The sequence below is a fragment of the Desemzia sp. FAM 23988 genome (assembly GCF_045528365.1).
GTDB lineage: Bacteria > Bacillota > Bacilli > Lactobacillales > Carnobacteriaceae > Desemzia.
In genome coordinates, this window is sequence record NZ_JBGQQS010000019.1 from 1 (window position 1) to 22,376 (window position 22,376).

The 22,376-nt window shown below is 39.7% G+C and carries 18 protein-coding genes, 1 rRNA gene and 1 pseudogene; 1 reads left to right on the top strand and 19 read right to left on the bottom strand.

From position 1 onward, the window contains the following. The 14 genes and pseudogenes from ACEN4L_RS10145 to ACEN4L_RS10210 all read right to left on the bottom strand — a co-directional run. Positions 1 to 275, bottom strand: a 16S ribosomal RNA gene (locus tag ACEN4L_RS10145); the annotation flags it as partial. A gap of 671 nt (positions 276 to 946) precedes the next feature. Beyond that, positions 947 to 2,131 carry an AI-2E family transporter gene (locus tag ACEN4L_RS10150; RefSeq protein WP_407097101.1) on the bottom strand — a complete coding sequence of 395 codons (1,185 nt, stop codon included), beginning with the start codon at positions 2,129 to 2,131 and terminating at the stop codon, positions 947 to 949. A 385-nt stretch (positions 2,132 to 2,516) separates the two neighbouring features. Beyond that, on the bottom strand, positions 2,517 to 4,016 hold the full coding sequence (gene lysS, locus ACEN4L_RS10155; protein WP_407097102.1) for a lysine--tRNA ligase: 1,500 nt from the start codon (positions 4,014 to 4,016) through the stop codon (positions 2,517 to 2,519). 19 nt (positions 4,017 to 4,035) lie between these two features. Further along, positions 4,036 to 4,299, bottom strand: coding sequence for a hypothetical protein (locus tag ACEN4L_RS10160; RefSeq protein WP_407097103.1), 264 nt, complete (start codon positions 4,297 to 4,299; stop codon positions 4,036 to 4,038). A 407-nt stretch (positions 4,300 to 4,706) separates the two neighbouring features. Continuing rightward, positions 4,707 to 5,636, bottom strand: coding sequence for a cysteine synthase A (cysK, locus tag ACEN4L_RS10165; RefSeq protein WP_407097104.1), 930 nt, complete (start codon positions 5,634 to 5,636; stop codon positions 4,707 to 4,709). 409 nt (positions 5,637 to 6,045) lie between these two features. Then, a complete protein-coding gene (gene hslO / locus ACEN4L_RS10170) occupies positions 6,046 to 6,921 on the bottom strand; it encodes an Hsp33 family molecular chaperone HslO (RefSeq protein WP_407097105.1) in 876 nt (291 codons plus the stop codon). A gap of 117 nt (positions 6,922 to 7,038) precedes the next feature. Further along, positions 7,039 to 9,228, bottom strand: a complete 2,190-nt coding sequence (gene ftsH, locus ACEN4L_RS10175; RefSeq protein WP_407097106.1) for an ATP-dependent zinc metalloprotease FtsH — start codon at positions 9,226 to 9,228, stop codon at positions 7,039 to 7,041. 107 nt (positions 9,229 to 9,335) lie between these two features. Continuing rightward, positions 9,336 to 9,872: a hypoxanthine phosphoribosyltransferase gene (gene hpt / locus ACEN4L_RS10180; RefSeq protein ID WP_407097107.1), complete on the bottom strand. Its 537-nt coding sequence runs from the start codon at positions 9,870 to 9,872 to the stop codon at positions 9,336 to 9,338. An 18-nt stretch (positions 9,873 to 9,890) separates the two neighbouring features. Then, positions 9,891 to 11,288 carry a tRNA lysidine(34) synthetase TilS gene (tilS, locus tag ACEN4L_RS10185; protein ID WP_407097108.1) on the bottom strand — a complete coding sequence of 466 codons (1,398 nt, stop codon included), beginning with the start codon at positions 11,286 to 11,288 and terminating at the stop codon, positions 9,891 to 9,893. A gap of 138 nt (positions 11,289 to 11,426) precedes the next feature. Next, positions 11,427 to 12,089 (bottom strand): hypothetical protein, encoded by a 663-nt coding sequence (locus ACEN4L_RS10190; RefSeq protein ID WP_407097109.1) that lies wholly within the window; start codon positions 12,087 to 12,089, stop codon positions 11,427 to 11,429. 24 nt (positions 12,090 to 12,113) lie between these two features. After that, positions 12,114 to 12,705: pseudogene (locus tag ACEN4L_RS10195) on the bottom strand (sugar O-acetyltransferase). A gap of 72 nt (positions 12,706 to 12,777) precedes the next feature. Next, positions 12,778 to 13,245: a DUF805 domain-containing protein gene (locus tag ACEN4L_RS10200; RefSeq protein ID WP_407097110.1), complete on the bottom strand. Its 468-nt coding sequence runs from the start codon at positions 13,243 to 13,245 to the stop codon at positions 12,778 to 12,780. A 491-nt stretch (positions 13,246 to 13,736) separates the two neighbouring features. Beyond that, positions 13,737 to 14,585: an SDR family oxidoreductase gene (locus ACEN4L_RS10205; RefSeq protein WP_407097111.1), complete on the bottom strand. Its 849-nt coding sequence runs from the start codon at positions 14,583 to 14,585 to the stop codon at positions 13,737 to 13,739. 139 nt (positions 14,586 to 14,724) lie between these two features. Next, positions 14,725 to 16,356 carry a peptide ABC transporter substrate-binding protein gene (locus tag ACEN4L_RS10210; RefSeq protein ID WP_407097112.1) on the bottom strand — a complete coding sequence of 544 codons (1,632 nt, stop codon included), beginning with the start codon at positions 16,354 to 16,356 and terminating at the stop codon, positions 14,725 to 14,727. 298 nt (positions 16,357 to 16,654) lie between these two features. Here ACEN4L_RS10210 and ACEN4L_RS10215 point away from each other — a divergent pair, with 298 nt between their 5' ends. Continuing rightward, positions 16,655 to 17,974, top strand: coding sequence for an APC family permease (locus ACEN4L_RS10215; RefSeq protein WP_407097113.1), 1,320 nt, complete (start codon positions 16,655 to 16,657; stop codon positions 17,972 to 17,974). 47 nt (positions 17,975 to 18,021) lie between these two features. Here the strand turns inward: ACEN4L_RS10215 and ACEN4L_RS10220 are convergent, their stop codons facing one another. From ACEN4L_RS10220 to ACEN4L_RS10240, 5 genes are all read right to left on the bottom strand, one after another. After that, positions 18,022 to 18,201 (bottom strand): 2-hydroxymuconate tautomerase, encoded by a 180-nt coding sequence (locus ACEN4L_RS10220; protein ID WP_407097114.1) that lies wholly within the window; start codon positions 18,199 to 18,201, stop codon positions 18,022 to 18,024. A 267-nt stretch (positions 18,202 to 18,468) separates the two neighbouring features. After that, positions 18,469 to 19,179, bottom strand: coding sequence for a nuclease-related domain-containing protein (locus ACEN4L_RS10225; protein WP_407097115.1), 711 nt, complete (start codon positions 19,177 to 19,179; stop codon positions 18,469 to 18,471). Between the two features lie 895 nt (positions 19,180 to 20,074). Further along, the gene (locus ACEN4L_RS10230) at positions 20,075 to 21,193 is read right to left on the bottom strand and encodes a lactate oxidase (protein WP_407097116.1); all 1,119 of its coding nucleotides are present in this window, start codon (positions 21,191 to 21,193) and stop codon (positions 20,075 to 20,077) included. Between the two features lie 56 nt (positions 21,194 to 21,249). Further along, positions 21,250 to 21,957 carry an LrgB family protein gene (locus ACEN4L_RS10235; RefSeq protein WP_407097117.1) on the bottom strand — a complete coding sequence of 236 codons (708 nt, stop codon included), beginning with the start codon at positions 21,955 to 21,957 and terminating at the stop codon, positions 21,250 to 21,252. Further along, on the bottom strand, positions 21,950 to 22,342 hold the full coding sequence (locus ACEN4L_RS10240; protein WP_407097118.1) for a CidA/LrgA family protein: 393 nt from the start codon (positions 22,340 to 22,342) through the stop codon (positions 21,950 to 21,952). The genes ACEN4L_RS10235 and ACEN4L_RS10240 overlap by 8 nt, the downstream gene beginning before the upstream one ends. Positions 22,343 to 22,376: the final 34 nt, after the last annotated feature.

The following is a 22,376-nucleotide window of genomic DNA, read 5'->3' on the forward strand; positions in this document are numbered from 1 at the left end:
CACCAACTAACTAATGCGCCGCGGGTCCATCTACAAGTGACAGCCGAAGCCGTCTTTCTTCCCAATGCCAGGAGGCATTAAGATCTATGCGGTATTAGCATCCGTTTCCGAATGTTATCCCCCGCTTGTAGGTAGGTTACCCACGTGTTACTCACCCGTCCGCCACTCTTTTCCTTCGGTGGGTGCAAGCACCCGGTGAAGAAAAAGCGTTCGACTTGCATGTATTAGGCACGCCGCCAGCGTTCGTCCTGAGCCAGGATCAAACTCTCATAAAAGTTGTAAACCGAAGTTCACTTGTTTTAATGATGCTTGTAGCTCATTAATTGATTGCTAGCGAATAAATATTCACTAATTTGTTTGTTTTGGTACTTGCCAAAACTTCCTTACACGTTTGGTTCGTCTTACTTTGTTTAGTTTTCAAAGGTCTAATTTCTCGCCTCATCGCTTCGAGCGACAACTTCTAAATAATATCAAGATCCAAAGTGTTTGTCAACACTTTTTTAACATTTAATTTACTAGAATTTGTTGTTTTTTTTACATATGTCTCAGCGACATGTATTAATATACCACCATATCATGGGCTCGTCAAATATTTTCTTCCTTTTTTCGAACTTTTTTTATTTTGCTGAACATTTACTTTTCAGATAATTCTTTTCTCCATTTTTTGTTTAATAACCCGAATATTATAATACTTATTTTATTTAATCATTCCTGTTTTAAAAGTAACGTTCTCTCTAGTATAACTTTACACTTATTAAGAGTAACTATCCATTAAGATGAATTTTTACTCATCTCCTTTATTGTTAGCCATTACTTCCTCTTTCTACTATAGTAATTATTCAATAAAATAGTAAGCATAATAAAAGGGAGGTGACTAACGTCACATCCCTTTGTCAACTTACTCTGTCCCTATAATTGTTTCAATAGTTATAGTTAAGGATAGTTTTTATTTTTTCTCATCCACTTGATAAGTGTCTGGTGTAAACTCGACATTTTCATATTCGCCTGCTTCACTTGCATAAAAGCGATTGTAGCGGTGTTTGAATTTGCGGAATGCAAAAGTCACGATTACCTTACTGATCGCATAAATTGGTACTCCAAGTATCAATCCTACTAATCCTAAGAGCTCACCCAGCACAAGCAGGACGATGATGATTGTTAATGGATGGATTTTTAAATTTTTTCCCATAACATTTGGTTCCACAAGATTTCCGTCTAAGAATTGGACAACCAACCAAACAATGATCAACTTGACCAGCATAAACCACGATGTAGTCAAGGCGATAATAATTGCCGGTATCATTGCCAGTGTGGCGCCAATATAGGGAATAATACTAGTAACACTGGCTACAATAGCTAAAATTCCTGCATAATTCAGACCGATAATGGAGAATCCGATAAACATCATAATACCTAAAAATAACGAAATCGTTAATTGGCCTTTGACATAAGAACCAACTTGATCTGCAATGATTACAGCTAAAGAGCGTGTATCTTTTCTAAATTTTGGAGGAATGATCTTCATCACATAATTAACGAACTTTTTATCATCCTTCAATAAAAAGAATAGGATAATAGGGAAAGTTACCATTATAACGATAAAGCTGGATACCGTAGAAACGACACTTGAAATCCCTGTGACAGCAGTTGTCAGATAATTTACGATATTGCTTGGCAATTCTCCTATCCAACCATTGAACCATTCGATTACGTTATTCGTCGTTTCTTCAAAGACTGAGTTCTCCGTCCATCCCATAATAGCAGCACCGATGCTGTCTACATATCCAGGAAAGGCTTCTACGAATTGAGTCACTTGTTCACTGATATATGGAACAACTAAGAATATCAACCCCACTAAAGCACCTAGTAAAACAACAAACAAGAGAATGACTCCCCAAATACGTTTCAACCGATGTTTTTCCAGCCAGTCGATTAAAGGGTTAAACAAGAAATAGGTTAATATAGCTAAAATAACCGGCGCTATAATCGATGAAAAGAAAACAAGAAGCGGTTCAAAAATGAAGGCAATTTGATCATAAATGAAGATCAATATCCCTACCATAATGAATATGCCTAATGTATATAATAAATTCTTCCCGCCAAGAAACGAGATATATTTTGAATCTTTCATAAGTAGAAACACTCCTAGTATTTAATTCTGTTTTTTTACAAAAAGCGAAGTCTTAAGGAATCAAAATAATCGTTATTTCATTTATCCTTTCTATTCATCCGGATCGGGTTGGAATAGAGAAGAAAAACGTATAACGCACCTAATAAAGAAAAAATGGCTATATAATTACGTTTATACCAAAGGTGCTTATGTTCTGTCCTTAACTCCCCTCCTTTAGATACATTATACTAGTTTTTTTTCATTTCTGTGAACGATTCACTTTGATTAGCGAAATAATCAAAAAAAGACCAGGAAATGATCCTGATCTTTTGATTTTTTTATTTTGTGTTTCATGAGAAATCCTCTTCTAGCCAATGAACGGGGTCAAAGCGATCTGTTCCAATCTCTATAGGTTTCTCATAGTTGGGAACAATAGTACGTCTCGGATAGATTGTGCGTCTGTTAATAACATAACCAAACGATCGATTCCGATTCCTAGTCCACCTGTTGGCGGCATACCGTATTCTAATGATTCAAGGAAATCTTCATCGATTTGATGAGCTTCGTCGTTTCCTTGTTCACGTTCTTTCATCTGTTGTTCAAACCGTTCTCTTTGATCGATTGGGTCGTTCAACTCACTGAACGCATTGCCGTATTCGTGTTGCACGATAAAGACTTCAAAACGGTCTGTGAAACGTGGGTCTTTAAGATTTTTCTTCGCTAATGGAGAAATTTCCACGGGATGTCCATAAACAAATGTTGGTTGGATCAATGTTTCTTCCACAAACATTTCAAAGAATTCATTGACCACATGACCAAATTGGCTATGTGCTTCTACAGGAACATTGTGTTGTTTAGCAATTTCGCGCGCTTCTTCATCAGTCATCTTTTGCCAGAAGTCAACACCTGTTTGTTCTTTGATCGCATCCACCATATGGATTCTCTTCCAAGGGGTTTCCAGATCAATGTCTATTTCGTTGTAAGTGATTTTGCCGGTACCCAAAACATTTTGAGCAACCGTGCGAATCAAGCCTTCAGTTAAGTCCATCACATCTTCATAATCTGTGTAAGCTGTATAAACTTCTAACATAGTGAATTCTGGGTTGTGAGTTGTGTCGACCCCTTCATTACGAAATACACGTCCGATTTCGTAAACGCGTTCCATTCCACCGACAACCAATCGTTTCAAATGCAATTCTAGAGCGATACGCAGATACAGTTCCATATCCAATGCATTGTGGTGAGTTGTAAATGGACGAGCCGCAGCTCCGCCAGCAATATTATGAAGCGTTGGTGTTTCTACTTCGATATAGTCTTGGTTATTTAAATATTTACGAACTTCCGCAATGATTTGGCTGCGTTTTACAAAACGGTCATAGCTTTCTGGATTACTAATCAAGTCTAAGTAACGTTGACGGTAACGTTGTTCTACATTCGTCAAACCATGGTATTTGTCCGGTAATGGACGTAAAGCTTTAGACAATTGAGTAAGCGAAGTCGGTTTTACTGTAACTTCTCCCGTGTTGGTTTTCATTAGAGTTCCCGTAACTCCAACAAAGTCTCCTAAATCGGCATTTTTAAACGTTTCATAATCGTCTTCTCCAACAGCATCTTTACGAACATAAATTTGGATTTGGCCTTTACGGTCTTGTAAGTGAGCGAATCCTACTTTCCCTTTACCACGTTTCGTCATGATACGACCAGCAACGGTTACCTCGATGTTTTTTTCTTCAATTTCTTCTTTCGTTAATGCATCATATGTTTCATGTAGCTCTTTAGACAAATGGGTACGGTTAAATTTGCCACCGAACGGTTCAATATCGCGATCACGCAATGTTTGTAGTTTTTCACGGCGTACTTGCAATTGATCATTCAATTCTTCTACATGCGAATTTTCATTGCTCATTAGTTTCTCTCCATTCTTCTTAGCTTCTCAATTCACCCTTTATAATGCCAAGAGCACGCAAAAAAAGCAAGGCAATTAGCACATTCTCGACTAACGCCCTCAAACGATTTTTATATGCTCTATCATACCATATTTTAAACCGGTTTGAAAAGACAGTGAAAATCGTTGAAAAAGTGTCAAAATCTGGATTCGATTGTCTCATCGCAACTAAAAAAGGAACCTGATGAAGAACACACTCTTCTGATGCAGCTTCCTTTGGCTCTTCATCTTCTAACGTTGGCAAAGAAATTTCCTCCAGCCTATGGGGTGGCTTATGGAAAGCCATGGGAACGCCTTGAGCCGAAAACCGCGTCTCAAGACTTGCAAGCGTCAAACTTAGCATAACGGCTAAAGCCTAACGCTAAGTAATTGCCATGATTGTTGCTGCTTCAGGAGCTTACAAGCATGGTACACTGAGGCTACGCCCACAGTGTTTCCTTTTTTTGCATCCTTTTCATGGCTATAAGCCACCCCATATTCCTCCGAAAATTTCTAGGAGTGAGTTTCTAAAAGGTTTAGAATTAAAAAGAAATCTATTTTTTACTTACCAACATCAAATGTTGAAGAACCGATTAAATTGCGCTTTTTTAGTGGTTGAAAGCAAAAAAGCAAGCACCCCACTTTTAGGGTGCTTGCTTTTGGTTAAACTCATTATTGTTCTACATCAAAAACACCTGTCGACAAGTAACGTTCTCCATTGTCAGGAGCAACTGTTACTACACGTTCATTGCTTTTCATCGTTTTAGCTACATCGATAGCAGCTTTGATCGCAGCACCAGAAGATGGCCCGACTAACAATCCTTCTTCTTTTGCTAAACGTCTTGCCATATCAGCCGCATCAGAACTGGTTACTTGAAGCACTTTATCGTATAAAATAGTATCCAATACCGTTGGCACAAATCCTGTTCCGATACCTTGGATCTTGTGAGATCCTGGATCGCCACCGCTTAACACTGGAGATTCAGCAGGCTCGACAGCATAGATCGTAATATCAGGATCCACATTTTTTAATACTTTACCCGCTCCAGTCAGTGTTCCTCCCGTTCCAACACCAGCCACAAATGCATCTGGCGCTTCTCCATCGAAAGCTGCCAAAATTTCTGGACCAGTCGTTGCAGCATGAACTGCCGGGTTGGCTAAGTTTTCAAATTGCATCGGCATAAAGAAACCGTCTTGTTCAGCCAATTCGGTTGCTTTAGCAATGGAAGCTTTGATGCCGTCAGCACCAGGAGTCAGCAGTATTTCAGCTCCATAAGCTTGCGCTAATTGGCGGCGTTCCACACTCATCGTGTCAGGCATAACGATCAGCACCTTGTACCCTTTAGCAGCACCGATCATAGCTAAACCAACACCTGTATTTCCGCTTGTCGGTTCTACAATAGTATCGCCTTTTTTCAATTTACCTTCTTGTTCAGCTACTTCAATCATGTTTAACGCAATACGGTCCTTAACACTTCCACCTGGGTTAAAGGATTCCAATTTAACGTATACTTCTGCAGCATCTGGCGGAACGACTTTTGTCAATCTTAAGAGCGGTGTTTCACCGATCAAATCTGAAACTGAATGTACAACTTTTCCCATATACTTAAAGCCTCCTATTTTTCAACTATTCTTACTTTTAGTGGGTTCTTCCTCCCTAGTCTATCGTTCTTTCTTCGCAAATGCAATCATTTACATTTATTGAAAAATCAGTTTTTTTCTTTTATGTGCCGAATTTGAACGAATTTTCTTTAAAAGGGAACGTAAATTATTGTTGCGTCACCTTTTTCCTCGTTTTCTTCCCAAAAAGGAACGCAAATCATTTTTACGTTCCCTTTTTCCAAATCGAGCGTCCATTATGGCACGCAACTCTCTTTACAGACGTTCTGCTCTCCTCTAAAAACAAAAAAGCTGCTGAAAAAAAGTCCCAAATTACTAGGGAACTTTTTCAGCAGTCAATGTCAAGCGGCCTCAGCTCTTAACAAGGATTCTATTTGCATGATGAGCGTTTTTACGCGTTAGCTTTTAATTCTTCCAAATCTTCTACTGAGAAGTGGTACTTGTTGCCACAGAAGTGACAAACTGCTTCAGCACCATGGTCTTCAGTGATCATGTCGTCGATTTCTTTATTACCTAGCGACACGATAGCTCCGGCAAAACGTTCTTTTGAACAATCACATTCGAAAGCGATCGGCATTTTTTCTAAGATTTTTGCATTGCCTTCACCCATTAGACGGTTCAGGATTTCTTCAGGAGTTTCGCCATTTTCCATTAATCTAGAAACCATCGGGATTTCTGCAACAGCTTTTTCGACAGCTGCAATTGTTTCTTCTGTTGCACCTGGCATAACTTGGATCATAAATCCGCCAGCAGCTTTGATAGACTCATCTGTATCTACTAAAACACTCAATCCAATTGCAGAAGGTGTTTGTTCACTTGTTGCCATGTAATACGTAAAGTCTTCTGCTAATTCTCCACTGATCAACGGAACTTGTCCAGCAAATGGTTCTTTCAAACCTAAGTCCTTGGTTACCGTTAATGTACCTTCTGTTCCAACAGCTCCACGAACATCGATTTTACCTTTTTCGTTCAACGGTAAACTTACTTTAGGATTGGCAATATATCCTTTTACAGTTCCTCTACCATTACTGTCCGCAATAATATGGCCAGCTGGCCCATTACCTTCTACTTTGACAGTTACCTTTTCATCACCTTTTACCATTACACCTAATAGCAATGCTCCAACCATTGTACGCCCTAGTGCTGCTGAAGATGCACTCCAAGTGTCATGTCTGCGTTGTGCTTCTGCAATTGTATCTGTAGCATCAATCGTAAACACACGGATTTGTCCATCGTAACAAACACTTTTCAATAAATAATCTGACATTCATTTCCCTACTTTCTGATTCTTTCGTACATTCATATCGTATGAAAGAGGGTTGCGGATTTTGCCGCAACCCTCTTTCATTTTGTTATTCAGTATACAATCTTACTAACTTTTTGTCTACTCTTTATGTGAGTCTGAATCTGTTTCTTCATTGTCAGATTCGTTTCCTTGAGGTGTCAATGCAGTATCGTCACCTTGTGAAGGCTGATCTTCATCAGTACCTAATTCTTTTTTAGCTTCTTCAACTATTTCCTCAGGGTTTTCTGTTGCTTGCTGACCTTGAGCTTTAGCTTGTTGTTCACGTTCGCGTTCTTTTTGTTCACGAGCTCGTTTAATTTCTTCAAAAGATAAGCCTTCTCCTTCACGTTTTTCACGTGGGAACTCTTCCTCTTCTGTCACTGGAGGCATTTCTCCTGTTTCAAATAAACTCTTGATTGTGCGTTCGTCTAACGTTTCAAGTTCAAGCAATTTCTCAGCAATCAATTTGTGCGCTTCTTTATGTTCTTCTAGAATTCTGCGAGCTTCATCATGTGCTTTATTCATGATCGCCAATACTTCTTGGTCGATTTGGTAAGCAATTTGCTCAGAAAAGCCTTTCGTATTTCCGTAGTCGCGACCAACGAATACTTGACTGTTTCCTTCATATTGTACTGGACCAAGTTTCTCACTCATTCCGTACTCAGTTACCATACTACGTGCCAATTGTGTCGCTTGTTGGAAGTCATTGCTGGCTCCAGAAGATTGAGAATCAAAGACCATTTCTTCAGCCACACGTCCGCCAAGTAATCCAACAATTTGTTCAGTCATTTCTTTTTTCGTCATTAGGAAGCGATCTTCTTTAGGAAGCATGATCGCATATCCGCCTGCGCGTCCACGAGGTACAATTGTAACTTTGTGAACAACACGAGCATCATTTAATACCATACCGACAATTGTATGTCCAGATTCATGGTAAGCCACCATAGCTCGTTCCGTTTTACTAATTACACGATCTTTTTTAGCTGGACCTGCAATCACGCGGTCTTGAGCTTCATCGATATCTGAAGCATCAATCGTCTTCTTGCTTCTTCGTGCAGCTACTAGAGCTGATTCATTCAATAAGTTTTCTAGATCTGCACCGGCAAAACCAGGTGTTTGTCTAGCCACTACGCCTAAATCTACATTCGCAGCAAGCGGTTTGTTTTTCGCATGTACTTTTAAGATTGCTTCACGTTCTTTAACGTCTGGACGGCCAACCATGATTTGGCGGTCAAAACGACCTGGACGAAGCAACGCTGGGTCTAATACGTCAGCACGGTTTGTTGCTGCAATAACGATGATTCCTTCATTTCCTGAGAAACCATCCATTTCAACCAGCAATTGGTTCAATGTTTGTTCACGCTCATCGTGTCCGCCACCCATACCGGCTCCACGTTGACGACCAACTGCATCGATTTCATCAATAAAAATGATCGCTGGTGCATTTTTCTTAGCTGTTTCAAACAAATCCCGTACACGGCTTGCTCCGACCCCAACAAACATTTCCACAAATTCAGAACCTGAGATGGAGTAGAACGGTACTGCTGCTTCACCGGCAACGGCTTTAGCAAGCAAGGTTTTCCCTGTACCTGGAGGTCCTTCTAATAAAACTCCAGCAGGAATACGAGCACCTAAGTTGGCAAAACGTCTTGGATCTTTTAAGAACTCAACCACTTCGACAAGTTCTTCTTTTTCTTCTTCCGCTCCGGCAACATCTGAGAAGCGTACTTTACTTGCTTTTGTATCGGCTTCTTTGGCTTTTGATTTACCAAAGTTCATTACTCCACGACCGCCTTGTCCGCCGCCGCCTTGACCACTTTGTCCCATCATCATATAAATAAAGAAGATGAAGATGACTAAAGGTAAGACAGATATCAATAATGTAACCCATACACCTGATGACTCTTCTTGCATTGGAGTCACTTCAGTATTGTTTTCTTTTGATACTTCCCATATTTCAGAAACGATTGGATCATTTTGTAAAATTGATGTCGTAAAGTTTGTTACTTCTGAATCAGTTGTTCCAATAATCGGAATACTGCTGCTTTCTTCCGATTCTTGTGCAGGTTGTTCCTCTCGGTATTTACCTGAAATCGAGTAGACACCAGCACTTGGTTGCATGGTAAATGATTCGATCTCATTATTTTCCAATTGCGTTACAAAATCACTAGCTGAAATACCTTGGCTTTGTTCATCAGAGTTTCCTCCGGTCGCCCAAGATACGATTCCGATGATCCCGATAAACACAATGGCATAAAAAATCCCATTTTTTAAGAATCCCTTTTTCACACAGTCGACCTCCCTTACTTTCATTCAAACTTTTCATTTATTTATATTTTTATTGCGACTGAATCCACTTAATCATAACATATTTGACCATAATTGACCAAACATTTTTACTCGTAAATTTTAGGTTTTAACACACCAATGTAAGGAAGATTACGGTAATGTTCAATAAAGTCTAGACCATATCCTACTACAAATTCATTTGGCACTAAGAAACCTACATAATCAGCTTCTAATGGCACCACACGACCTTCTGGTTTATCAAGCAAAGTAACGATTTTGATGGATTTTGCTTTGCGGTATTTAAACATATCGATGATGTAAGATAACGTACGCCCGCTATCGATGATATCCTCTACGATTAAAATATTGCGGCCTTCCACATTCGTGTCTAAATCTTTTAAAATTTTTACTTCTCCTGAAGAAACCATTGCATTTCCGTAACTTGACACATCCATGAAATCCATTTCTAAATAAGTATCCATAGCTTTCGTCAAATCAGATAAAAATGGGATAGCTCCTTTCAAGATTCCAACTACTAAAGGATCTTTCCCCTCATATTCTGCGCTTAATTCTTTCCCTAATTCTCGAGTTCGTTTTTGGATCTCAGCTTCAGTTACTAAAATTTTTTCGATATCATTTTGCATAAATTTAAGTTCTCCTTTTTAGCTTTCATCACCGTTTGGGTCATGAATTAGTATGTACTGTATTGTATCAGTTTCCCGCTCAATAGACAATCTTGAATCTTTGAACCCAAGGAAACAAATCACGTCTCCCGTAGCATCACAGACAATTCTAAACTCATCCCGCTGTTCCAAAGGGACCTTTCGATCAATCAAAATATCTTTGATCTTTTTTGTTCCGGTACTGCCTTTCAGCGACATTCGATCTCCCGCTTGGCGGCGACGAATCGTTAATGGCAACTGAACGCTGGCTGCATCCAGCCAGATTGCTCTCTGACCGCGGCTCTTTTGATCCATTTCTGCAGGGAACAAGCCAACTTTTCCGACTTGTGGCAAATGCACCCACTCACCCAATTCCAATTTCCTATCTGGTTCAAAAACAACTTTGCTTTCAACAAACGGGGAAAAAGTAAGTGTATCATAACTTCTCTTGGCTAGCCACTTCCCTGGCAAATCAATCTGCCCATTCGGTTTGTCGCTGGTCACTAAATCATGCAAGTCATGGATGTGTTGCCGTTGGAATTGTTGATCCCCACCCCTATAAACTTCCATCAATAACTGCTGCAGCACCAATCGCTGCAACCTTGCTTCCAAATGGAGATAAGGTTTGCGATCCATCACCCAGTTTCCAGCAGGCAGCTTTTTGCTGATGATTGCTAGTTGTCGGTTGACTTCTATTTGCGCTACAGCTAACGCATCTTGTAAGTCACTTGAAAAGTTGGCAAAATGAGGCACCAATTGAGGAGTTTCTTGTTTCAATAACGGAATCACTTGATTGCGGTACCGATTCCGAGTATACGCTAAACTATGATTGCTTTCATCTTCAAAATACAGCAGTTCATGTTCTGTACTGTATTCATACAATTGTTCTTTGGTATACGACAGAAACGGTCTGACCAGTACGCCCGTTAAAAAAGGGCGAGCTGCTTTGATTCCAGCCATACTCTCTAATGATCCTCCACGTACCAACCGCATCAAGATGGTTTCGATTTGATCATCTCCATGATGTGCCGTCAGCAAATGCGTGGCCTGCTGTTCAGCAAATACATCTCTGAAAAAAGCATAACGGAATTTCCGAGCAGCTTCTTCCACATTAGCTTTTGGCTGCTGACGCTTGTCCCATTTAGCCATAAAAAACGGAATATTTTCCTTGCGACACAATTGTTCCAGAAATTCCGCTTCATGGATAGAAGCTTTTCTAAGTTGATGATCGACGTGAACGACTCCGAACCAAGGCTTTATATCATTCGGCAATTGCTGCATCATGTCCAGCAACACCATAGAATCAACGCCGCCAGATACTGCCACCAGCACACGGGAACTGTTATTCCAGTACAATTGTTTTTGACACTGCTTTAAAAAATCCGCCAACAAATCCATGGAAATAAGCTCCTTTAACCTGTCATAGTTCTATTATACCTATAGAATACGAAGAATTTAAGAACATTCTACAGAATTTTATAATAAATTAAGAAATAACCGTTCTTTGACACAACTGTACGCTAAAAAGATCCGCACTTAATCTTCAGCCTCATCTTCTTCATAAAATTGCACCGCAACGCCCGAAGAATACAAGTTTTCTACCGGCTCACCTTGCATCTCCGCGATTTCGACCAGCGAATGCCCATTGTTTTGCCATAATCGCATACAATAGAACATTTCCTCGACCAACTTATGGATGTACAATACTTGTTCTTCCGTTTTCAATCTCACACCCATTCGTTGTAACTCAGTGAATGTATTACTGGTATTTCCATCTAAATGAATCGTATCGTAGATCTGTTCGCATACTTCTTGGGTATAATCTTCTTCACCATGAAAATAATCCTTCATATAATCGAAAAACGCTTGGTAAGCTGTTGTTTTCTCAAAATAGTAATGATCTTGATAACAAAGCAGCTCTTCTTTTTTTGGAATGTAATGAGGCTTGTCTGCTTTTTCTGCTAGTAACTTTGGAATGTCTGTTTCGAACAACACTAATGAATCATCTACAAAATAGTCTTCCATGGAGATCACAAAGTGTTGGGCAAGGTCTGCCGTTGAAGCCTCCACTTCTTTTTCTAAGTCTTCTTTAGTTACTCGTTTCTGATTTTGTGTATTGTATGTCTCTAGAACAACGTCTTTTGGTGCGATACCATACAAATTAGTCAGTGCTACAACATACGTAATGAGCAGTTTCATATCTATCGTCCTTTCTCCTAAATATCAAATGGGTTTCCGCGAAACTTCTTTGTCTTGTTTCGTGATTTCCCTCATTGGTCGGCACGGGTTGCCTATAGCCACTACATTTGCCGGAATATCTTTCGTCACTACGCTTCCTGCTCCTATGACAGCATTCTCTCCGATTGATACGCCGGGTAAAATTTGCGCTCCGGATCCGATCCAGACATTGTTTCCGATCCGTACGGGTAGATTATACTGGAACCCTTTTTCTCTCAACTCTGGAGCTACTGGATGGGTTCCCGCAGAGATAGTCACATTCGGTCCAAACATAACATGATCTCCTACATAGATATGTGTGTCATCCACTAATGTCAAATTAAAGTTTGCATAGACGCCTTTTCCAAAATGGACATGGTGTCCTCCCAAATTTGCATGTAAAGGAGGTTCGATGTAACAACCTTCCTTTATCTCAGCAAACATTTCCTTCAATAGTTACCGTTCGCTCTCTCATTTGCGAAGGGCGGGTGGCATTAAAGTCGTACAGTTTTCCCAAGCATTCCCTTTGTTCTGCCAAGACATCCTCGTCATTTGGATCGTACAGTTCTCCACTATGTATTTTTTCGTAATGATTCACAACTGCTCCTCCTCTTTTTTAGGTACCGCTCTCATTTAATTGTCTTAAAAACAAAAGTTCCCCATGCTTATCTTAAAAATCATCCCAGTCATCACCTGAAAAGGCAGTTTCTTCATCATACAAATTATCTCTCTGAGAATTGCAGTTATATGAGTGATTTTGTTCGCTGCTTTTCGAGTAGTAGCTATCTCCATAAAAGGAGTCCGTTGCTGGACCAAATCGATTAAACCCTTGCGTTCCCGGCAAAACAGACAAAAACAATAGGATAAAAGTCCCGATTCCAGGAATAAAAGCTGCCAACATCACCCATGCTGAAAGATCACGGTCGTGTAATCGGCGGGCAAGCAGACTAATGGAAGGAATCAGATTCACAACGAACCACAAAGTCAATAGTGCATTAACAAAGAAAATCCAAGAAAACAACGTCAGAACAACTGTCCCCATGAATAAAAACAGTACAGTCCGCCAATACTCTCGTCTACTGATTCGACCCGTAAAATTAAAATAATGGCTATAATACACTTGGATTGATTCTCTCATCACATCTCCACCTTCTACCTGAATTAAACTCTTCCTTCTTATGTATTATACAGGATACTCTTCGTGAATGTTTCTTTTTATCCATTAAATACGCACTATTACTCACGCTGAATCATTTATAGCTTTAGGAAGGTATGTTTTTTCAGATAATTTTTTGGTCTTAGTGGAAGATTGACTCTATTTAGTAATGGAAAATCAGGATTGATTCATCAAGCCTCAAAGAATAAGCCGTGTTGATGAATAACAGGATTTAAACATCAATGGTAAAACCTCTTTGATGAAGAATGCAGTTTGAACACCAAGAATCAATTCTCCTTGATGTTAAACGCAGACCAGAACTCCCCTGTTTTTTTCAAATGAAGACCTTGCATGGATTAAATCAGCTAGCCAGAAACCAAGCTACTCAGTAGTACGTTCCAAAAAAACACGCTTAAAAAATCGTTAACGCCTATTCCAGCGCTAACGATTCTTTTTCAGTGTACTTTTCCACATTATTCAGCAGGTGTTCCGGGTTCGATATCATAGGCTTTTTGAACCATTTCATGACGTTGGCCTAATTTATCATCTGTCTTTTTCTCCCATAGTTGCGCCATTTGCTCTTTGATCTGCGGAACCATCTTTTCAGGAACGACATTCCGGTATGTTTTTGTTTCCCCAAGAATGACTTTGACAGCTGGATCGATGACTTCTTTTGGATCATACTGTTCGTAAGGGAATGCCAATTTGCTGTAATCAAAAACGCGTTCAGAATCATCTGGCCAATTTTTCCAAGTCTCAAATTCGCGATCATTAAATCCTGTCAGGTAAGGTCCCGGATTCACAGTGGCTACTTCTACATTGAACTCTTGCAATTCTTTGCTTAACGCATCTGCAAACGCTTCTACTGCATGCTTCGAACCCGCATAAGGGCCTGAAAACGGATTAACGGTCAATCCAGAGATCGAAGAAATAAATACAATACGCCCTCTTTGCTTCTTCACCATCTCACGCGCAAATTCTTTCGTCAGGATGATTGGACTGATCGCATTCACTTCAAATTGACTCCGCAAATTTTCTTCCGGAATATCCATCAATGAGCCGCCCTCTTTGATAGCTGCATTATTGACGAGGATATCAATATCCCATTTCCAAGCTTTCGCACGATCTTTCTCATTCGTAACATCCAGCTTTTCAATTTGCATGGAAAGGCCCTTAGCTTGTGCTTCCTTTTCTAATGAAGAAACTTGCGACATGGCTTCAACACTCGCGATCACGTTTTTACCCATTTCAGCCAATTTGAACGCGATGTCTTTTCCGAATCCTGTCCCTGCACCGGTTATGAGTATCGTTTCTTCGTTCACTAAAATTCCTCCTTCATGAATGTTGTTTCTGTTTGTAGAGTAACAGTAATAAAAGAGTTGATTCAACTATTTTGGTTCAAGCACAAAAAAGAGTTATTGATGAGATTCGGAACCTCGTCAATAACTCTTTAGTCACTCCTTATTCTACATAAGCTCGGCTTAAATCAAATTCATTTCCAACAGATTGGAACACAATCCCTTTCAATGAAGGATCACGCAATTGTGTTTCTGCTTCTTGATACAACGGAATAACTCCCACATCACTGGTTAAGATATTATGTGCTTCAACCAAATCATTCCAACGCTCTTCAGGAGTATTCGCATTCGTTGTTTTAGCAGCATCAATCAAGGCATCAAACTCTGGATTCACATAACTTCCTTCATTATAAGCAGAGGTACTGTACATGAGATCCATAAAGTTGATTGGATCCGCAAAGTCAGCTCCCCAACCCGTTTGCAGCAAGTCAAAATCATCATTATCAGCTAAAGCTAAACGATTCTTTTTCGGTACATTTCGAATCTCGATCGAAACTCCCGGCAAATTATTTTCGACTTGTCCTTGGATATATTGACTGATTTTTTTGTTTTTTTCATCATCATCCGCCACTAAAGACAACTCAATCGTCTCCACGCCTAGTTCTTCTTTTGCTTGGTTCCATAATTCTTGTGCTGCTGCAATATCATAGTTCAATGGGTTTTCTGCTGCTTCTGTAAAATCTGTTCCATCAATTGGACTGTTTACAAAATCAACCGGTAAAAAGCCAGTGATCTCTGTTGAGCCATCAGCCAATACTGTATTAACTAACTCCTCTGTATTGATAACCATTCCTAAAGCTTCTCTTAAGCTTGCATTTTGCAGGTTTTCATTTGCCCAGTTAAATTCCAAGTAAGCAGTACGGGCTTTGTTTTGAACGACTACATTCTCATTACCGGCATATTGTTTCACCATTTCACCGGTTAATTGAGCATTGTCGATCTGTCCACTTTCAAATAAGTTCACAGCTGTGCTGGTCTCTTTGATAACTTGAACATTCACTTCATCCAGTTGAATTTCATCGCCTGCATAGTAGTCTTCATTTTTCATTAAATCCCAAGTTAAACCAGTGCCATCCCAATTCTCCAAGGTAAATGGTCCATTTGCTAAAAGAGTATCACTGGAAGTTCCGTATTCACTTCCTTGTTCTTCAACAAATGCTTGATTTTGCGGGAAGAACGGTGTGAAAGCTAATAAATTCTCGAAATAAGGTGTCGGCTGAGTCAATTCAAATGTTATTTCATAATCACTGACAGCTGTGACCCCTAACTCGCTAGGATCCACTTCTCCAGCCATGATTTCAGGAGCGTTCACTATTGTCTCTGCTAAGTAACTGTATGCAGCTCCTGTATTCGGATCTACTAAACGTTGGATCGCAAATACAAAATCATTAGCCGTAACGGGTTCTCCATTTGACCACGTAGCATCTTCACGTAGTTTGTATGTGTAAGTCAAACCATCTTCAGAAATGGTTCCTTCTTCTGAGGCAATCGCTGGGACAGGTTTCCCATTCTCATCAATTCGCAATAATCCTTCTACTACATGCCCAATGTAGTTGGCACTGTTGATATCTGTAATCAAGCTTGCATCCATAGTAGCTATTTCAGTAGGAGCCGTGTATTGAGCAACTTGTTCACTACCGCTTGAACTTTCTGTCGATTCTGCGCTTCCTCCTCCACAAGCTGATAATACCAGAGCTGCTCCAAGTGTTGTAAATAACCATTTTCTAGTTCTCATTTAATTGACTCCCTTTTCTAATCTTTTTTATCGATTTCTAATATAGTAACACATAAAAAAGGAAAAGTAAGGCCCATTTGCAAAAAAGTGATAAAATATTCAGAATATTCGGATGATGCGTCTTTGTTCAACCTATAACTAAGGATTATGGAAATCAGCATTTACATCCCCTTTCTTCTCTATATAGATTCCTGTACAATAGGAAAAGGCAAAAACGGGGTGCTAGTTTAAATAGACGCGTTGCCATTACTGAGTTGAATTAGAACTTTGATACCACAAGATAAAGGCGGAGAGCTTTATGAAAGAAACCACTAAAGGTTTAAAAAAAGAAATATCCTTTTTTACAGCATTAACTATTGTCATGGGAACCGTCATCGGTTCAGGAGTGTTTTTCAAACCGGAAGCTGTTTATTTAGCTACTGAAACGGCGGGGCTAGGTCTGGCAGCTTGGGTCTTAGGGGGATTAATCACTATTTGCGGCGGACTGACAACAGCAGAATTGTCCGCTGCTATTCCGGAAACAGGTGGGATGGTAGTTTACTTACGCCGTGCCTATGGTCCTTTGATCAGTTACCTCTTAGGATGGGCACAGACAATTGTTTATTTTCCAGCCAATATCGCTGCCTTATCAATTATTTTCGCGACACAAGCAGTCAATTTGTTGGGATTGACACAGTCATACGTGATTCCTATCGCGATTGCGGCAGCTTGTGCCATCATACTGACCAATTTAATGGGAACTCAAAAAGCTGGTCACTTGCAATCCATAGCGACAGTAGCAAAGATGGTCCCGCTTTTTGTGATCATTGTGTTCGGACTGTTGCATCAAGGAGATGTTCAGTTCCAATTACTGCCTGACTTTATGACTCCTACCTCCACGATTTCCAAATTAGGTACAGGATTGGTCGCGACATTATTTGCTTATGACGGCTGGATCAATGTTGGTACGATTGCCGGCGAAATGAAAGACCCTAAAAAAGATTTGCCCAAAGCTATCGTGGCTGGATTAACAGCCGTGATGGGGATTTATGTATTGATCAATTTGGCTTATCTGCAAGTGATGCCGGCTGTTGCACTCGGGGCTACGCCGATACCTGCCGCAGAAGTGGCTCATTTGCTGTTTGGAAATTCTGGAGGGAAACTGGTGACAATCGGTATTTTAATTTCTGTTTTTGGGACGATCAACGGCTACACGATGACGGGGATTCGTGTTCCTTATGCCATGGCTTTAAACAATGAATTGCCTTTCAGCAACCGGTTGAAAAAGTTAAACAGCCAGCAGGTTCCAGCCAACAGTGCTCTCTTACTTTTGTTGATCGCTATCGTAATGATTTTTACCGGTCAATACAACCAGCTGACGGATTTGCTGGTCTTCGTAATTTGGATTTTCTACACGTTGGTCTTTGTCGCTGTGTTTATCTTGCGCAAAAAAGAACCAGAACTTGTGCGCCCTTATAAAGTCCCTTTTTATCCTGTAATTCCTCTGATTGCTATCATTGGAGGCTGTTTCATAGTTGTGAATACTTTATTGACACAGCCTACAAACACCGCATTAGGAATTTTCTTGACCATTATCGGATTGCCTGTTTACTTTTATAAACGCAGGAAAACGGTATAAAAAAAGGTGCAGCCTCCACATTGAGGGCTGCACCTTTTTCTATTTGTCTAACTTAATAATTTGCCGCCGACAGCGTAATCGGTCTTTTTCATCTCTTCAATAATAACGTGCACGCGATCTGCTGGCACTTCAGCATTTTTTACTATTGCTTCTGTGATATCTTTGACTAGACCTGCTTTTTGTTCTGCAGTCCGTCCTTCAACTAATTCAACATGTACAAATGGCATAACGATCATCCTTTCTGTTTCTTTTTATTTTAGCTGTTCATGGCGAATAATCAACTGATTTTTTATTATTTGTAACATCGCCATCTGCCAGTACCTTCAGCTTTTAAATGCTTGTTTAAAGCATACCTGATTCTGCTAGCAGATAACTGAAAGTCGCACCATTTGAGAAGAACAGAAACAGTGATCTTTTGATCAGGAAACAGTAACCTACATTCTTTTGCGAGACGAATGATAGCATGTGACACCAATTCTTCTTTGCCGCAATAACTACACACAGCTTCTTTTTTTAGTAAATTGGTTTATGAACTTACCGCACTGAACACAAGTCACTCCTTTTTTCAAAAGGTTGTCATCATAATAAGGCACACTTCGCAAAGAAAGATCTACTTTGTGCAGCTCTTTGATCTCCTCAGCAAATTGATGATGGTTTGAATTCAAATGACCCGTTATTTCATTTAACGTTGTAAAATGAGCATCTATCATACTCGGTAAGATCAACCCGCTATTTCTCGGCGCTCCAAATAAGGTAAAATTTGGATTTACAAAGACGATATACTTTTGGATTGCAAAATGATATCCCATCTGATCCAGTAATTGACGCAAGACAGATTCTGCATTCCGGATTTGGTAAGTCGGGTCGTACACCTCTTTTTCATATCGTCCATGATACATTTTGTCGTTTTGGTAATAATACTCGCCTGCAAAATTTTTCACTTCGTGTATAGATAGTCCTTTTGCCGTAATCACTAAATTGTCTATTTGACAACTTTTTCCTTTTACTTCTAAATATAGGTCATTCAAAATTAAACAGTCGCGTGTTAATCGTGTCGTCGTTAATGAAATAAAGGTGATTTCTCCTTCATCGCCTTTTTCCCAATTGCTGTACTTATTGCGGTCATCCCGAGATAAAATCATCCGATTTGCCAGAGATCTCATCACTAATAGACGATGAGGGGTCTCCCTTTCTTTAACGATCATCCTATCACTCCTCTTTTTCACTTCATAAATCCATATACGCATTTTTAAGGAGTATTTTTTAATCGCTAAAAATTTTTGCTTATCTGACAAGCTATTTCACACTTCTCAATCTAGTTTAGCTGTAATTGTTAGGTAAACTGCTGCTATCTACTAATCTAGACTAATTTTCAGTTTGAATGATTAGATAGACCAACGCTACCTAATCATTCAAGCCATTTTTTCTTGTCATTTGTGAGCTGTAACTCCTCTACCTCATAAAAGACTCGTGTTTTTCTATGAAATGCTTCGGTAGCGCTCCTCTAGATTATGATTAACAACTTTTTATCTTGCTAATTATGAAGTAGCACCCCTCTACCTAATCATTGACCCACTTATTTCTCGCAAATCAGGAAGTAGAGCGTCTATAGCTCACCATTCGTCTTTAATAAAGTTCCTAATTATGAGCTATCCGGTCAATCACTTCCACAAAGCAGCTTTTCGCTTGAGCGAAAACTCTCCTAATGAAAAGTTCTTCATTACTTGACGACCTACTTCACACTTCTCGATCTGATTCAGCTGCAATTATGAAGTATGAGACATCTAGTTCATAAAACAAACGTATTTTTCTCTAGAATCATTAGGTAACGGCTCTCTATTTACTGATATACGCCCTTCAATCCTACCAATCGTTAGATAGAACCTCTCTACCTAATAATCACCTCGCTTTCTTCTGCCAAATTGTGAAGCAGAACGTCTATATCTTACAATTTACTAAGAAAAACAGTCCTAATTATAAAATAGCACTACTCTGCAGCCTTTCATTAAAGAATCTTTTCGCCTACGCGGAAATTAATCTATCAAAAACAGCGCAAGCACCTAATAAGGGGCGCTTGCGCTGTTTCAAATTCATTCTAAATTAGTATTTCATATCAAACAAACGAGCATTCTTCACGTCTTCGATCGTTTGCGTTCCTGCTAATTGCATCACACGTTGTAAGTCTTTTTCAAAGTAGTCTAACACAGATTTAACACCTTTCCAACCGCCTAGAGCTAGTCCATATAATACTGGACGACCTACAGCAACGATATCCGCACCACTGGCTAGAGCTTTGAAGATGTGTTCTCCACGACGAACACCACTATCAAATACGATCGGCACACGACCAGCAACTGCTTTAGAGATCTCAGCCAATGTATCAAATGAACCTGGTGCTTCATCTAATTGACGGCCACCATGGTTAGAAACCCAGACGCCTGCTGCTCCAGCACCAATAGCCAAGGCAGCATCTTCAGGAGTTTGGATTCCTTTAACAAACACTGGCAATCCTGAATATTCAGAGATAAATTTAACATCTTCTGGACAGATTTTTTGTTTTGATTGAGCATAAATATTGTTTAGAGACATGTTTTTACCTGATCCAGTCAAGTAGCGTGATACGATCGGCATGCCAAATGGATAAACAAATTTGTTCAGCATATCTTTTTCGCGGTTACCGCTTAAAGTTGCGTCAGCAGTTAAGATGATCGCTGTAGCACCATCAGCTTTTGCTTCGTCTAAGATATTTTTATTCATATCTTCATCTTTACTCATATAGATTTGGAACCAACGCGGGTTGCCATTCAATCCTTTTTCGATTTCTTCAAATGTAGCTCCAGAATAAGCACTGATCGACATGATCGTTCCGCCAAATTCAGATATCCCTCTAGCTGTTCCAGCTTCTTTTGTAGCATGAGCTAATCCATGAGCTGCAATTGGAGCCATAATGAATGGTACTTTGATGTCATGGCCCAAAATAGATGTTGATGTATCTGGATTTTCTACATCTGCTAATACGCGAGGCAAAATCCCTTTGCGTTTCCATGCTTCGTTGTTTTGTTTCAATGTGTATTCTTCTCCAGAAGCACCTGAGATGTAATCAAATCCACCTTTAGGAACTACTGCACGAGCTTCATCTTCAAGTCTATAAGTGCTTACGACCTCAATTTCTTGTTCTACTGTTGGTGCATCATATTTAATAATTTGTTCATCTGCCATAATTTTTCAACCATCCTTTTAAAGTATTATTTTTTAAGAGTATAACCTAAATTAAATTAAAATAATAAATTTGTGATCGGTACTGTTAGCGGAGCTAGAATAACCACTATGATTCCGGTAACCACAATCGATAAACCTGACATTGCGCCTTGAACATCACCTAACTCGATCGCTTTTGTTGTTCCCATAGCGTGAGAAGAACTTCCAAGAGCCACCCCTTGCGCCACTGGATCGTCAATTTTGAAGATCTTGAAGACCGTTTGACCAACGACCGCTCCAATAACTCCGGTGAACACAACTACCGCAACCGTTAAAGAAACAATACCGCCTAAGGAGTCAGAAACACCGACTGCGATTGCTGTAGTAATCGATTTAGGCAGCAAAGTTGCCACCATATTCCGATCAAATTTGAACAACAATGCAAAAGAATAAATCATAACCGTATGGAAAATCACTCCGGAAACGATTCCCGATAAAATTGCTGCATAATATTTCTTTAAGTATACAAGATTCTTTTTCAGCTTAATAGACAAAGCCACTGTAGCTGGAGTTACAAATAAACTGAAGAAGCGTCCGCCTGTATTATAAGTCTCTAACGGGATATCTGTTGCGAGCAAGAATAAAATAATGACAATGATCGCAAATACCAACGGAGTAAACAAAGGATTCTTAGGCCATTTGGCTTTTAATTTCCCAGCTATTAGATATAGGCCAATAGTTATTGTGATCCACAACATTGGATTATTTAAAATACTCTCAAGCATGCGAACCTTCTCCTTTCTCAACTAATTTATTTTTCTTCACTATACCTTTGACACTTTGTACTATTTTGCCAACAAATCCCATCATCAAAATAGTCGTTACTGCCATAATGATCAGTAGTTGCCACCAAGTATTTGCTAAGACACCAAAGTTTGACATCAGCCCCACACCTGCTGGGACGAAGAAAATCCCCATATTATCTGTCAGCCATGTACCGACCTCATCTACTTGCTCAACGCGAACCCAGTTAAATTGCAGCGCTAAGAACAGCAAGATCATCCCGATAACGCTACCGGGTATTGCTATAAATGAAGCGATCAAAGCGGAAATAATTTCCCCTATAAAAGAGAATAAAAAAATCCAAAAGAGCTGTTTGATTATTTTCAAAAGACCACACCTTCCACCAGCGTTTTGTAAACGC

What these genes read in the sequence shown, in the direction of transcription:
- ACEN4L_RS10225 (WP_407097115.1), bottom strand. Translation starts at nt 19,179, where the DNA reads ATGATCGTTAAAGAAAGGGAGACCCCTCATCGTCTATTAGTGATGAGA.
- hslO (WP_407097105.1), bottom strand. Translation starts at nt 6,921, where the DNA reads ATGTCAGATTATTTATTGAAAAGTGTTTGTTACGATGGACAAATCCGT.
- ACEN4L_RS10215 (WP_407097113.1), top strand. Translation starts at nt 16,655, where the DNA reads ATGAAAGAAACCACTAAAGGTTTAAAAAAAGAAATATCCTTTTTTACA.
- ACEN4L_RS10210 (WP_407097112.1), bottom strand. Translation starts at nt 16,356, where the DNA reads ATGAGAACTAGAAAATGGTTATTTACAACACTTGGAGCAGCTCTGGTA.
- ACEN4L_RS10235 (WP_407097117.1), bottom strand. Translation starts at nt 21,957, where the DNA reads ATGCTTGAGAGTATTTTAAATAATCCAATGTTGTGGATCACAATAACT.
- ACEN4L_RS10230 (WP_407097116.1), bottom strand. Translation starts at nt 21,193, where the DNA reads ATGGCAGATGAACAAATTATTAAATATGATGCACCAACAGTAGAACAA.
- tilS (WP_407097108.1), bottom strand. Translation starts at nt 11,288, where the DNA reads ATGGATTTGTTGGCGGATTTTTTAAAGCAGTGTCAAAAACAATTGTAC.
- ACEN4L_RS10200 (WP_407097110.1), bottom strand. Translation starts at nt 13,245, where the DNA reads ATGAGAGAATCAATCCAAGTGTATTATAGCCATTATTTTAATTTTACG.
- ACEN4L_RS10190 (WP_407097109.1), bottom strand. Translation starts at nt 12,089, where the DNA reads ATGAAACTGCTCATTACGTATGTTGTAGCACTGACTAATTTGTATGGT.
- hpt (WP_407097107.1), bottom strand. Translation starts at nt 9,872, where the DNA reads ATGCAAAATGATATCGAAAAAATTTTAGTAACTGAAGCTGAGATCCAA.
- cysK (WP_407097104.1), bottom strand. Translation starts at nt 5,636, where the DNA reads ATGGGAAAAGTTGTACATTCAGTTTCAGATTTGATCGGTGAAACACCG.
- ACEN4L_RS10220 (WP_407097114.1), bottom strand. Translation starts at nt 18,201, where the DNA reads ATGCCATTTGTACATGTTGAATTAGTTGAAGGACGGACTGCAGAACAA.
- lysS (WP_407097102.1), bottom strand. Translation starts at nt 4,016, where the DNA reads ATGAGCAATGAAAATTCGCATGTAGAAGAATTGAATGATCAATTGCAA.
- ACEN4L_RS10150 (WP_407097101.1), bottom strand. Translation starts at nt 2,131, where the DNA reads ATGAAAGATTCAAAATATATCTCGTTTCTTGGCGGGAAGAATTTATTA.